The organism is Staphylococcus pseudintermedius (assembly GCF_034042775.1).
Classification (GTDB): domain Bacteria; phylum Bacillota; class Bacilli; order Staphylococcales; family Staphylococcaceae; genus Staphylococcus; species Staphylococcus pseudintermedius.
Genome location: NZ_CP120150.1, coordinates 1,247,134 through 1,260,327 on the forward strand (window position 1 = coordinate 1,247,134; position 13,194 = coordinate 1,260,327).

Annotated in this window: 14 protein-coding genes; 13 read left to right on the top strand and 1 reads right to left on the bottom strand. The window is 35.9% G+C overall.

Going from position 1 to position 13,194, the window contains the following annotated elements:
• Positions 1-270 precede the first annotated feature (270 nt).
• From P3U61_RS05915 to recO, 10 genes are all read left to right on the top strand, one after another.
• Positions 271-864 carry a hypothetical protein gene (locus P3U61_RS05915; RefSeq protein WP_104052057.1) on the top strand — a complete coding sequence of 198 codons (594 nt, stop codon included), beginning with the start codon at positions 271-273 and terminating at the stop codon, positions 862-864.
• Positions 865-1,248: 384 nt separating this feature from the next.
• Positions 1,249-1,899 (top strand): NfeD family protein, encoded by a 651-nt coding sequence (locus tag P3U61_RS05920; RefSeq protein ID WP_015729248.1) that lies wholly within the window; start codon positions 1,249-1,251, stop codon positions 1,897-1,899.
• 18 nt (positions 1,900-1,917) lie between these two features.
• Positions 1,918-2,913, top strand: a complete 996-nt coding sequence (gene floA / locus P3U61_RS05925) for a flotillin-like protein FloA (protein ID WP_014613783.1) — start codon at positions 1,918-1,920, stop codon at positions 2,911-2,913.
• Between the two features lie 13 nt (positions 2,914-2,926).
• Positions 2,927-3,541, top strand: coding sequence for a hypothetical protein (locus P3U61_RS05930; RefSeq protein WP_014613784.1), 615 nt, complete (start codon positions 2,927-2,929; stop codon positions 3,539-3,541).
• Positions 3,542-3,891: 350 nt separating this feature from the next.
• A complete protein-coding gene (locus tag P3U61_RS05935) occupies positions 3,892-4,836 on the top strand; it encodes a PhoH family protein (protein ID WP_014613785.1) in 945 nt (314 codons plus the stop codon).
• A gap of 3 nt (positions 4,837-4,839) precedes the next feature.
• Positions 4,840-5,301 carry an rRNA maturation RNase YbeY gene (gene ybeY / locus P3U61_RS05940; RefSeq protein ID WP_014613786.1) on the top strand — a complete coding sequence of 154 codons (462 nt, stop codon included), beginning with the start codon at positions 4,840-4,842 and terminating at the stop codon, positions 5,299-5,301.
• Positions 5,301-5,648: a diacylglycerol kinase family protein gene (locus P3U61_RS05945; RefSeq protein ID WP_014613787.1), complete on the top strand. Its 348-nt coding sequence runs from the start codon at positions 5,301-5,303 to the stop codon at positions 5,646-5,648. The genes ybeY and P3U61_RS05945 overlap by 1 nt, the downstream gene beginning before the upstream one ends.
• 15 nt (positions 5,649-5,663) lie before the next feature.
• Positions 5,664-6,071 (top strand): cytidine deaminase, encoded by a 408-nt coding sequence (gene cdd / locus P3U61_RS05950; RefSeq protein WP_014613788.1) that lies wholly within the window; start codon positions 5,664-5,666, stop codon positions 6,069-6,071.
• The gene (era, locus tag P3U61_RS05955) at positions 6,068-6,964 is read left to right on the top strand and encodes a GTPase Era (protein WP_014613789.1); all 897 of its coding nucleotides are present in this window, start codon (positions 6,068-6,070) and stop codon (positions 6,962-6,964) included. The genes cdd and era overlap by 4 nt, the downstream gene beginning before the upstream one ends.
• Before the next feature lie 24 nt (positions 6,965-6,988).
• Positions 6,989-7,759 carry a DNA repair protein RecO gene (gene recO / locus P3U61_RS05960; RefSeq protein WP_101431351.1) on the top strand — a complete coding sequence of 257 codons (771 nt, stop codon included), beginning with the start codon at positions 6,989-6,991 and terminating at the stop codon, positions 7,757-7,759.
• A 215-nt stretch (positions 7,760-7,974) separates the two neighbouring features.
• On the opposite strand, the gene P3U61_RS05965 is transcribed toward recO, so the two are convergent.
• The gene (locus tag P3U61_RS05965) at positions 7,975-9,369 is read right to left on the bottom strand and encodes a glycine--tRNA ligase (RefSeq protein ID WP_015729245.1); all 1,395 of its coding nucleotides are present in this window, start codon (positions 9,367-9,369) and stop codon (positions 7,975-7,977) included.
• A 494-nt stretch (positions 9,370-9,863) separates the two neighbouring features.
• Between P3U61_RS05965 and P3U61_RS05970 the strand changes: the two genes are divergently transcribed.
• From P3U61_RS05970 to dnaG, 3 genes are all read left to right on the top strand, one after another.
• A complete protein-coding gene (locus tag P3U61_RS05970; RefSeq protein ID WP_075773659.1) occupies positions 9,864-10,484 on the top strand; it encodes a transcriptional regulator CcpN in 621 nt (206 codons plus the stop codon).
• 14 nt (positions 10,485-10,498) lie between these two features.
• Complete coding sequence (locus tag P3U61_RS05975) at positions 10,499-11,326, top strand: pyruvate, water dikinase regulatory protein (RefSeq protein WP_014613793.1); 828 nt, start codon at positions 10,499-10,501, stop codon at positions 11,324-11,326.
• A 72-nt stretch (positions 11,327-11,398) separates the two neighbouring features.
• A complete protein-coding gene (gene dnaG, locus P3U61_RS05980) occupies positions 11,399-13,186 on the top strand; it encodes a DNA primase (protein WP_014613794.1) in 1,788 nt (595 codons plus the stop codon).
• Positions 13,187-13,194 lie beyond the last annotated feature (8 nt).

The window sequence follows — 13,194 nt, forward strand, 5'->3', positions numbered from 1 at the left end:
AATGATATATTGCAACACACTCTCACTAATAAGAGAGTGTGTTGTTTTATTTGGCTATTTTCAAATAGGTTTGAAGTGTAAAATACAGAGATTAGGCAAAAAGTGTTGCTTGATCTCCTTTTTGTATGAACTATAAAATTATCTAGCAATATATAGACAGATAAATAATTATTATGCTTATGAAATTGTTTGTTTTTCAAAGCATCATGATTTACAATTTATCCATTTATTGGTATACTTTTTATATCAAGAGTAGGAGGTAATTAGAAAATGAAAAATATTTTTAAAGTTTCAGCACTTTCTATTTCACTAGGATTAGTCGGCTTAGCGGGGTCTCAAGCTTATGCAGCAGAAGGAACACCGGAAACACAATCAAATGATTTTGATGGAGTTAACTATGTTCACAATGAGAACGTTTTTTCACAATACGATATGATTAATGAAGAAGCGTTAAAACAAGCACAACCTAAAACAACAACACAATCAACAAAAGCAACGAGCCGTACACACAACGAGAACATTTTTTCACAATACGATATGATTAATGAAGAAGCGTTAAAACAAGCACAACCTAAAACAACAACACAATCAACAAAAGCAACGAGCCGTACACACAACGAGAACATTTTTTCACAATACGATATGATTAATGAAGAAGCGTTAAAACAAGCACAACCTAAAACAACAACACAATCAACAAAAGCAACGAGCCGTACACACAATGAAAACATTTTTTCACAATACGATATGATCAATGAAGAAGCGTTAAAACAAGCACAACCTAAAACAGCAACACAACCAACAAAAGCAACGAGCCGTACACACAACGAGAACGTTTTTTCAGCATATGACATGATTAACTAATTTGATAGCATATATTATATGTGTTATTTTATTAAGCGTGTAAATTTAGAGTTATCGTGATTATTATGTTTAATTAATTATTAAATATCGCCACATCTTGTCCTTTTATGACATGATGTGGCTTTGCTTCGTTTTACCTAACATATCTGATACTATATTGATTACATACTGCTTACGTCTACTAGTGGATGTGTTTAAACTAGACTTATATTAACAATAAATATTTGAAAATTCATTCTACTACATTTGGATATATCAATACTTTACTGAAAGGTTTTTGTATGAAATTCTATTAGAATACACTTTTTTAATGTATACTACATAGAGGAGAGTTAAATGTGTATAATGCTTTATATATGAGCCTTGACACTGGAGGAATGCCAATTGCTTTTTTTCAATCAACTAGGAGAGATTTTAACTTCTGAAATGCTGTCTCTTATTTTAATTTGTATTGTTTTTCTTGGATGTTTGTATCAACTTTATTCACGGAGAATTAATTTTTCTGGAATTATAGCGCTTTTTGCCTTATTGTTTTTATTTTTAGGTTTTATCATCCAAGGTAGTTTTACATTGATTACATTGATGTTGTTTGTTATTGGTGTGCTCTTACTTTTGGTTGAATTGTTTGTATTTGGTGCAGTGTTAGGTATTATTGGCATTACACTTATTATTATAAGCTTTGTTACGCTTGGTGATAATTTATCAATGATGTTATTTAATGTCGTGTTTGCATCAATTTTGACATTAATCGAGTGGGTGGTTTTAGTGAAATTTTTCAAAAAAAGTATAGCGATATTTGACAAAGTAGTATTAAAAGATTCAACGAGTAAAGAATCTGGCTACACATCTCATAATGATCGCTCTCATCTCGTTGGCGAAATTGCAGTGAGTTATACTGATTTACGTCCTTCAGGTATTATTATTTTGAACAACGAGCGTATTGATGCTGTTTCTGAAGGTTCTTTTATTAGTAAAGACATGAAAGTTGCAATCATCGAGGTTGAGGGTACACGTGTCGTTGTAAGAGAAATTTAAATATAAGGAGCGAATGTCATGTTAACAAGTGGATTAATTACTTTCATTGTTATTGCCGTATTAATAATTGTTGCGTTATTAATTTTATTTTCGTTTGTCCCAGTCGGCTTATGGATTTCTGCATTAGCTGCTGGTGTAAAAGTAGGAATTGGTACATTAGTAGGGATGCGTTTACGTCGTGTGTCACCGCGTAAAGTCATTGGCCCACTCATTAAAGCGCATAAAGCAGGTTTACATTTAACAACAAACCAACTTGAGTCTCACTATTTAGCAGGTGGGAACGTGGATCGTGTTGTTGATGCGAATATCGCGGCGCAACGTGCGGATATTAATTTACCGTTCGAACGTGGTGCAGCTATCGATTTAGCAGGTCGTGACGTATTAGAAGCTGTACAAATGTCAGTCAACCCTAAAGTCATTGAAACACCATTTATTGCGGGTGTTGCGATGAACGGGATTGAAGTAAAGGCAAAAGCGCGTATTACTGTACGTGCAAACATTTCACGCTTAGTCGGTGGTGCGGGTGAAGATACGATTATTGCCCGTGTAGGTGAAGGGATTGTCTCAACAATTGGTTCTAGTGAACACCATACACAAGTTTTAGAAAACCCTGATAACATTTCTAAAACTGTTTTAAGTAAAGGTTTAGATTCAGGAACAGCCTTTGAAATTTTATCTATTGATATTGCTGACGTAGATATTAGTAAAAACATTGGTGCCGACTTACAAACTGAACAAGCCATTGCAGATAAAAACATTGCACAAGCCAAAGCGGAAGAGCGTCGTGCGATGGCCGTTGCACAAGAGCAAGAAATGAAGGCACGTGTACAAGAAATGCATGCAAAAGTAGTCGAAGCAGAGGCACAAGTACCTCTAGCATTAGCAGAAGCATTGCGTTCTGGTAATATCGGTGTAAAAGATTATTATAATCTAAAAAATATTGAAGCAGATACAGGGATGAGAGAAGCCATTAATAAAAGCACTCAAAACAATAACTCAACACCTGAACAGTAATTGAGGTGATTAGATGAGCATTGGAACGATTATATTTATTATCACCATTGCTATTTCTTTATTTAGTGCAGTTAGTGATAAAAGTCATGAGAAACGCCAAAAACAAAACAAACCTCAAAACAACAAAAAGGAAACAGCACCTCAAAAAAGTGGCGGTTTCCTAGAGAATGTCCAACAAAAGCTTGAAGAGTTTGAAAGAGAACTTTCAGATTTTGATGAACCAAACGAACCGTCTCAGCCACAACCAGCACAACAACTGAAACGTAAAAAGACGGTAAGACCTGAACCTACTCAATTCGAAAAACAAGCTGAAGCGACAAAGCCAAAAACGCAAGAAAATCAAAAGCAGGCTATAGAAATGCAACAAATGTTGGATCAACATATGCGTGAACTCGATCAACAACTTGATAAAGAAAGACAAAAGCGAATTGCACACATTGAAAGACGCGCCAAAAATATCATTCAAGATAATTATTTATCGCATCGTACAAAGCAATTTAAATTAAAACAATTGTTGGAAGAAAACAATACAACTGCTATCCAACAAGGCGATTTAACATTTTCTAATAATGAGGTCGTGAATGGGCTCATTTGGTCAGAAGTTTTAAACCGACCAAAGCAGTTATAAAACTCTCTTAAGATGAGGCAAGAAATGATTTCAGTAGAGCAGCTGAGATTGTCGCTTGCCTCATTTGTTTTGCTCTTTAATTATTAAATAAATGTAGAAATATTTCATGAAGCACGGTATCTCTTCAATGAAAAATGTACATAGCTTTTCAACCTTTAAAATGTTAAAATAGATTCCCTATAAAAATGCTGACAAGTTATCTTTCAACATATGAATTGAATGTGAATAACAAGTAACAAACGGCGTAAACGTGCTATAATAAGTATGTAGCAGTCGCAAAAATATAAAACGCATCATACATGACAATTTGATACATTGATAATAAACAATATGAGCAAAGGAGTTACTTTATGCCGGAATTGATTCAGATCGACGACATCAACCAAGCACAAGCTTTATTAGGAAACAATGATGAACATATTCAACTTATTGAAGAAGCATTTGATGTTGTCATTCATGCCAGAGGACAAGAAGTTGCAGTTAAGGGCGAAAAGGTCAGCGCTGTAACAGAAGCTGAATCTGTGCTAATCAACTTATTGAAAGTCATCGAGCAAGGGGCATCTATTACTGTTAAAGATGTGCAAGCTGCAATTAAAATGGCTAAAAACGGACAAATTGAGCATCTCATTGATTTGTACGAAGAGGAGATTACTAAAGACGCATTCGGCAAAACGATTCGAGCTAAAACGATGGGACAACGGATGTATATCCATGCAATGAAAAATAATGATTTAGTGTTCGGAATTGGGCCTGCTGGAACAGGTAAAACATTTTTAGCCGTCGTTTTTGCTGCAAAAGCGTTACGTGCAGGACAAGTGAAACGTCTTGTCTTAACACGTCCAGCCGTAGAAGCGGGGGAATCACTTGGCTTTCTACCAGGTGACTTAAAAGAGAAGGTGGATCCATATTTACGTCCGCTATATGATGGTTTAAATACCGTTTTAGGGACGGAACAAACGGCACGGCTCATTGAACGTGGCGTCATCGAAATTGCACCACTTGCCTACATGCGTGGTAGAACGTTAGAAGATGCGTTTGTCATTTTAGACGAAGCGCAAAATACGACACATGCACAGATGAAAATGTTTTTAACGCGACTTGGATTCGGTTCTAAAATGGTTGTCACTGGAGATAAAACACAGATCGATTTACCTCGTGGTGTTAAAAGTGGTCTGATTGAAGCTGAACAACGCTTAAAAAATATTAAAGGGCTCGCGATTCAACATTTAGACCAAGCTGATGTGGTCCGTCATCCGCTAGTAGGTCAAATCATCAGTAGATATGAGGAGGACTAATTGATGTTTACAATTGATTTTAGTGACCATACCGATCAAGTGAAAGATGACTGGTACACACAGATTCGAGATGTGTTAGAATTCGCTAAAAATGAAGAGGGCATTGATGAAGACGCCGAACTTTCTGTCACTTTTGTAGATAAAGCTGAGATTCAAGAGATTAATCGTGATTACCGTCAAAAGGATAAAGTCACAGATGTCATTTCGTTTGCTTTTGAAGAAGAGGAAGACATTTTTGAAGGTATGGATGTCCCCCGCGTTTTAGGAGACATCATTATTTGTACGGATGTCGCAGCGGAACAGGCAGAACAATACGGACATTCTTTTGAACGTGAACTCGGCTTTTTAGCACTTCATGGGTTTTTACATTTGTTAGGCTATGATCATATGACAGAAGAAGACGAAAAGGTCATGTTTGGGCGCCAAAAAGACATTTTAAATCAATTTGGATTGACGAGAGACTAATGTTCAACCGTTTTAAATATGCCTTTCAAGGGTGCCGAACGATTTTAATTAAAGATCGAAACTTTTTATATCATCTTATCATAGCATTCTTAATACTCATTTTAGGATGGGCACTGCCATTAAGTACAATAGAATGGCTCTTCATCATTTTAGCGATATTTCTTGTCATTATTACGGAAGCTATCAATACTGCAATAGAATATGTTGTCGATTTGGCGACGCAAGATTTTCACATTTTCGCAAAACATGCTAAAGACGTGGCAGCATTTAGTGTCTTACTTGCATCACTCTTTGCATTTATTGTAGGTTGCATCATTTTTATACCGAAATTCGTTTCATTTTTTTAAGAGGAGAAGATAAACATGGGCTATACAGATAAACATTACACAGAGGTTAGAAAAGCACAACAAAAAGCTTATGCGCCATACAGTCAATTTAAAGTTGGCGCATACTTAGTCACTAAAGATGGACAAACTTTCCATGGCGCCAACGTTGAAAATGCCGCGTATCCCTCATGTATTTGTGCAGAACGTTCCGCATTAGTGGCGGCAATCTCGCAAGGATACAAACCAGGAGATTTTGAATCAATCACTATCACAGTAGACAGTCCAGAACTTGCATCACCATGTGGACCTTGTCGACAAGTAATTCATGAGCTTTGTGATGACGATATGCCAGTGTATATGACGAACCAAACGGGTGAAATGCGTGAAGCAACAGTAGCCGAACTATTACCATATGGATTTTCAGGAAAGGATTTAAATTTATGAGTGAATATAAGTCAGGATTTGTGACCATTATTGGACGCCCGAATGTAGGGAAATCAACGTTTGTCAATCGTGTTATTGGTCACAAAATCGCGATTATGTCGGATAAAGCGCAAACAACGCGTAATAAAATTCAAGGTGTGATGACACAACAAGACGCACAAATCGTCTTTCTAGATACACCTGGTATTCATAAACCAAAACATAAATTAGGTGACTATATGATGAAAGTTGCTAAAAACACACTTTCTGAAATTGATGCGGTCATGTTTATGGTCAATGTTAATGAAGAAATTGGTCGCGGAGATGAATACATTATGGAAATGTTAAAAACGGTTAAAACACCTGTCTTTTTAGTGCTGAACAAAATCGATTTAGTACATCCAGATGCTTTAATGCCAAGAATCGAACAATATCAACGTTATATGGATTTTGCAGAAATTATCCCTATCTCTGCTTTAGAAGGACATAACGTCGACCATTTCATCAATGTACTTAAATCCTATTTACCAGAAGGCCCGCAATACTATCCTGATGGCCAAATTTCAGATCATCCTGAACAATTTGTAGTGAGTGAGCTCATTCGTGAAAAGATTTTACAAACGACTAGTGAGGAAATTCCACATGCTATTGGTGTCAACGTTGAACGTATGACTCAGGAATCCGAAGATCGGGTGCATATTGAAGCGGTCATATATGTGGAACGTGACTCACAAAAAGGCATCGTTATTGGTAAAGGCGGTAAAAAACTGAAAGAAGTAGGTAAGCGCGCGCGTTTGGATATTGAACATTTGCTAGGTTCTAAAGTTTATTTAGATTTATGGGTGAAAGTTCAAAAAGATTGGCGTAACAAATCAAGCTTTATTAAGCAAATGGGCTATGTAGAAGATGAATAATCGTTAATTAGAGGTGGTGATGAAGTGCTCGTTAAACAAAAAGGCATCATTATAAAAGCAGTCGATTATGGTGAGTCTGACAAAATCATTACTATCTTAAATGAACATGGGGCAAAAGTGCCGCTCATGGTCCGCCGTGCTAAAAAGATTAAATCCGGTCTCCAAGCTACAACTCAAATTTTTGTACAAGGTTTGTTTATTTATAATCAGTGGAAAGGGATGGGGAGGCTCACTTCCGTTGACGTCCTCAATCTTAATTATGAACTTCGCCAAGACATTTATGCGCACAGTTATGCCAGTTTATGTTTGGAAACGATTGATCGTGCGATGGAAACCGATGAAATCAATCCAACAATGTATCGATTGTTGGATTTCGCTTTTGATCGTTTTCAACAAGGTGTATCACCACAACTGATTACAAATATTGTGATGTTAAAATGTATGCCTCGTTTTGGCTTTGATGTAGATTTATCGAAATGCGTCATGACAGGTGAGACCAATCCTGCAAAGTTGACGCATTTTAGTTTTAAATTTGATGGTATTATTGCAACAGAAGTCACACATCGCGATCCACATGCATTACCTCTATCAAATAAAACCATTTATTTAACGTATGTTTTAAAAGATTTACCGTTAGACAAAATCAATGCATTGCGTATTCAAGATGCAATTGTTGAAGAAATGTCTAAGTTCATCTTATTGTTATATAAAGAATATGCAGGGATGTATTTTAAAAGTCAACGGTTGATTAATCAATTGAATCGACTAAAGGTCACGGATAGCACTGATGATTGATATGTTGAGGGGAGAGATAAAAAATTTTGTCCTCATCATCTTCAGTTTTCAATTGATTTTTAACTATAGATATAAACATAGTAGATAGAGGGTAGGAAAACTTAATGGTCTACCCAAATTAAAGATTAAACCGTTATTTCTCAAATTTGTCATTCATATCAAAAACCTCGCCCGATAGTTCGCATCATTGGACGAGGTTTTTTATTCGATATTAATTAGAATTTAACTTTTTCAGCTAAGAATGCATTAAGTTCGCTAATTGGCATACGGACTTGTTCCATTGTGTCACGGTCACGTACAGTCACTTGTTGATCTTCTAATGAATCAAAGTCAAATGTAATACAGTATGGCGTTCCGATTTCGTCTTGACGACGGTAACGTTTACCAATAGATTGAGATTCGTCAAAGTCTACTACAAAGTCTTCACTCAATTGTTCGTAAACTTTAATCGCATCTGCAGACAATTTTTTACTTAGCGGTAATACAGCAGCTTTATACGGCGCGATAGCAGGGTGGAAGTGAAGAACAGTACGTGCATCTTTGCTTCCTTCAACCCCTTCTTCATCATAGGCATCACATAAAAATGCTAATGTCACACGGTCTGCACCTAATGAAGGCTCGATACAATAAGGAATATATTTTTCATTTGTTTCAGGATCGTGATAGCTGAAGTCTTCACCAGAATGTTCGCTATGTTTTTTTAAGTCAAAATCTGTACGACTCGCGATACCCCATAGTTCGCCCCAACCAAATGGGAAGCGGTATTCGATATCAGTTGTCGCGTTTGAGTAATGTGATAATTCATCTTCATCGTGGTCACGTAAACGCGTATTTTCTTTAGCCAACCCTAAACTTTCAAGCCAATTTGCCGCAAAATCTTTCCAATAGTTTTGCCATTCAATTTCAGTTCCTGGTTTACAGAAGAATTCAAGTTCCATTTGTTCGAATTCACGTGTACGGAAAATGAAGTTACCTGGTGTGATCTCATTACGGAATGATTTACCGATTTGACCAATACCAAATGGCAATTTTTTACGCATTGAACGTTGAACATTTTTATAGTTAACGAAAATACCTTGTGCAGTTTCTGGACGTAAGAAAATTTCGTTTGTAGAATCTTCAGTTACACCTTGGAATGTTTTGAACATTAAGTTGAATTGACGGATGTCTGTCCAGTTTGCAGTACCACTAACAGGACACGTAATGCCTTCTTCATCAATAATACGTTTCATTTCATCAAAACTTAAACCGTCCGCTATAAAGTTTTCGTCACCTTTCACGTTAGCCATATAATCTTCAATTAACTTGTCCGCGCGATAACGAATTTTACTGTCTTTATTATCAATCATTGGATCGTTAAAGTTACCTAAGTGACCTGAAGCTTCCCAAGTTTTAGGGTTCATTAAAATAGCAGCATCTAAACCAACGTTATAAGGGGACTGTGTAATAAACTTTTTCCACCATGCTTTTTTAACGTTGTTTTTAAGCTCAACACCTAGAGGACCGTAATCCCAAGTGTTTGCTAAGCCACCATAAATTTCACTACCTGGGAAAACAAACCCTCTATGCTTAGCCAGTTGTACAATCGTATCCATGTTTTTCTTTTCCATATTTTACACTCCTTAAAAATTAAAAAAATCCCAAGCCAAAGAATTAACTTTGCCTTGGGACGAATTATTAGAATAATCCGCGGTTCCACCCAAATTAGTGTAGCCACTCACTTTTATTTAAATTGAATCGTTACGCCAAATCAAAGTGTTAAGCTTTCACCGTCCTTAACTCGCTTTATTTTTAATTTTAAATTATACGAAAAGGAAAGGCAAGGAAAAACATAATTGTCTGATAATCCATAACAAGTTATAATGGAAATTGTATTCAATAAAAAGATGCATTGATTTACGCCACATGATTATTCCTTGCGATGTGACATATTTATTGTTTTTTCGATGATGAACATAGATGCGCATCAGAAAGGAGTCAATTCGAGTAACAAATGATGATACGAAATGTAAAAAATATAGTGCTAATATGTAAAAAGGGGGCACTTCTGCTATTTAATTAGCATAACCGCTTATTTGTCGGTTTTAAATAGACAGAGACTCAGATAGAACTCAATTCAAGACAGGAACACATTGTTGAAATTGTAAAGTCTGATGGACCTATTACTGGAGAAAAAATTGCGGAACAACTGAATTTAACACGTGCAACATTACGCCCAGACCTTGCTATTTTAACAATGGCAGGATTTTTAGAGGCAAGACCACGCGTCGGTTATTTTTATTCAGGAAAATCGAGCTCGCAACTTTTGACCGAAAAATTTAAAAAATATGTTGTTAAAGATTACCAATCCCAGCCCGTCATTTTAAAAAGTAATGTTACCGTTTATGAAGCGATTTGTTCAATTTTTATTGAAGATGTAGGAACATTATTTATCGTTAATGAAGATAATGAACTTGTCGGCGTATGTTCAAGAAAAGATTTGCTTAGAGCGTCGATGGCAGGACAAGATATTCATTCGATGCCTGTTAATATCATTATGACACGTATGCCGAATATTGTATTACTTAAAGAAAATGACCTCGTACTTTATGCTGCGAGACAGATGATTCATAAAGAAATCGACTCAATACCTATTGTAAGAGAAAAAGATAACGGCAAATTTGAAGTCACTGGCCGTATCTCCAAAACAACGATTACGAAATTATTTGTATCGTTGTTCGATTAGTAGGAGGATAATCTATGACGAATGTAAAAATCATTATTGCTTCAGACTCAGTGGGAGAAACAGCTGAGTTAGTCGCAAAAGCGTGTATGTCTCAATTTAATTATAGCGATTGTTCAAATCATATTCTTCGCTATCCTTATATTGAAACGAAAGAAAATATAGATGAAGTCATAGCGGTTGCTAGAGAAGTAGAATCTATTATTATCTATACACTCGTGAAACCAGATATTAGAGCGCATATTCAAGAAAATATCGACAAATATGGCCTCAAATCCGTTGACGTCATGGGACCAATGCTCAATGTAATGGAAGATACATTTCACAAAAAACCATTGAATGAGCCGGGTGTCGTGCATAAATTAGATGAGGATTACTTTAAAAAAATTGAAGCAATGGAATTTGCAGTGAAATACGACGATTGTAAAGATCCAAAAGGGTTGCCTAAAGCGGACATTGTGCTTATCGGTATCTCTCGTACATCAAAGACGCCTATCTCACAATATTTAGCGCATAAACGTTATAAAGTGATGAATGTCCCGATTGTCCCTGAAGTGACACCGCCGGAATCATTATTTGAAGTGGACCCGAAAAAATGTGTAGCGCTCAAAATTAGTTCCGATAAATTAAATGCTATTCGAAAAGAGAGATTAAAACAACTTGGCTTATCAGATTCAGCACGTTATGCAACTGACCAACGTATCGCTGAAGAGTTAGCGTATTTCAATCAAATCGTCGAACGTATTGGTTGCCCAGTACTCGATGTTTCAAATAAAGCAATTGAAGAGACGGCGAATAACATTATTCAAATTATTGAGCATAATCATTCCTTTACGAGCGAATAAGTTGTATAATGTTACAACTATGTGTAAATTGTACCTATAACATAGAGATGAATGGTGATACAAGGTGATGACATGAGAATACCACAAAATACGATTGAAGAAATTAAGCAGCAGTCTGATATACTCGACATTGTAAGTGAATATGTAAAGCTTGAAAAAAGAGGGCGCAATTATATCGGTTTGTGTCCTTTTCATGATGAGAAGACCCCATCGTTCACTGTTTCTGAAGATAAGCAAATTTGTCATTGCTTTGGGTGTAAAAAGGGAGGCAATGTCTTTCAGTTTATTCAAGAAATTGAAAATATATCCTTTACAGAAGCTGTCCAACATCTCGGCGAACGTGTCAATATAAAGGTTGATATTGAGGAAACAAATGATGATATGCATATCGCTTCTGATGATTTAAAGATGATTCAAATGCATGAAGAGATATTGTCATATTATCATTATTTGTTGAAAAAAACTGTTGAAGGTGAACAAGCTTTAAATTATTTATATGAACGTGGCTTTACAGATGATATGATTGATGCGCGTAAAATTGGCTTTGCACCTGATTCATCCCATTTTGCTACGGATTTCATGGAAAAGAAAGGTTATGATTTACAGCTAGGCTATGAGGCTGGCATTTTGTCCCGTAATGACACAGATTTTAATTACTACGATCGCTTCCGGAATCGTATTATTTTCCCACTTGCTAATGCACAAGGACGTATCGTAGGCTATTCTGGTCGAACGTACACAGAGCAAGAACCGAAGTACTTGAATAGTCCAGAATCACCTATTTTCCAAAAGCGCAAACTGTTATACAACTTGTCTGAAGCACGCAAAAGTATTCGTCAAAAAGATGAAGTCATTCTTCTTGAAGGTTTTATGGATGTGATTAAAGCAGATGATGCAGGTTTGAAAAATGTGGTAGCAAGTATGGGCACACAGCTTTCTAATGAACATATCACATTTTTAAAGAAGCTCTGTAGTCACGTCACGTTAATGTTTGATGGGGACTTTGCGGGTATCGAAGCGACAATGAAAACAGGACAACAACTTTTACAACAACAGTTTAACGTTTATGTCGTACAATTACCGTCAAAAATGGATCCAGATGAATATATTATGAAATACGGTGCGGAGAAGTTTAATAGTTTTGTGAATACCGAGAAAAAGGCATTTGTTAGTTTCAAACTTCAACAACATCAGCATGAGATTCAAAACAATGATTTAGCATATGAAAAGTACTATCACATGTTTGTTGAAGATGCTGCGTTGATTTCATCTCATATTTTAAGAAATAAAGTCGTACAAAATGCTTCAGAATTGTTTAAAGTGAGCGCTGATAGTCTAAATAAGGAAGTAGAAAGTGTTCACCCACAACAACATTTTGAACAAGCCGGACCTATTCCGATACAAACGACGCAGTGGATGCAACATAATAAATATGAAAAAGCTGAACGTGCAATTTTAAAGCATTTCATTATGGATAAAGAAGTATTTTTAAGTTTTTATCAAGATATTGATGAAACAGACTTTACAAATGAATATTTTAAACGTATATTTATTACCTTACGAGAATTTTATTCAAAATTTGATTCGTTTACGATGAGCGAATTTGTCACATATATAGATCACGACATATTAAAAGAAGTGTTGATATATTTATGGGATTATCCACTTAACCGGGAACCGTATGAAAACGAAATCGCTGACTATATTCAAGTGATGACTGAACATCGCTATTCTGAATCGATTGAATCACTCCACGAAAAATTGCGAGAAGCGACACGTGTAGGAGATATTGCATCTCAAAAATACTTTTTAGAGATGATTGTTAACAAAAATAGAGCTAGATTGAAGAGTCAAGAATAATTTTGGGA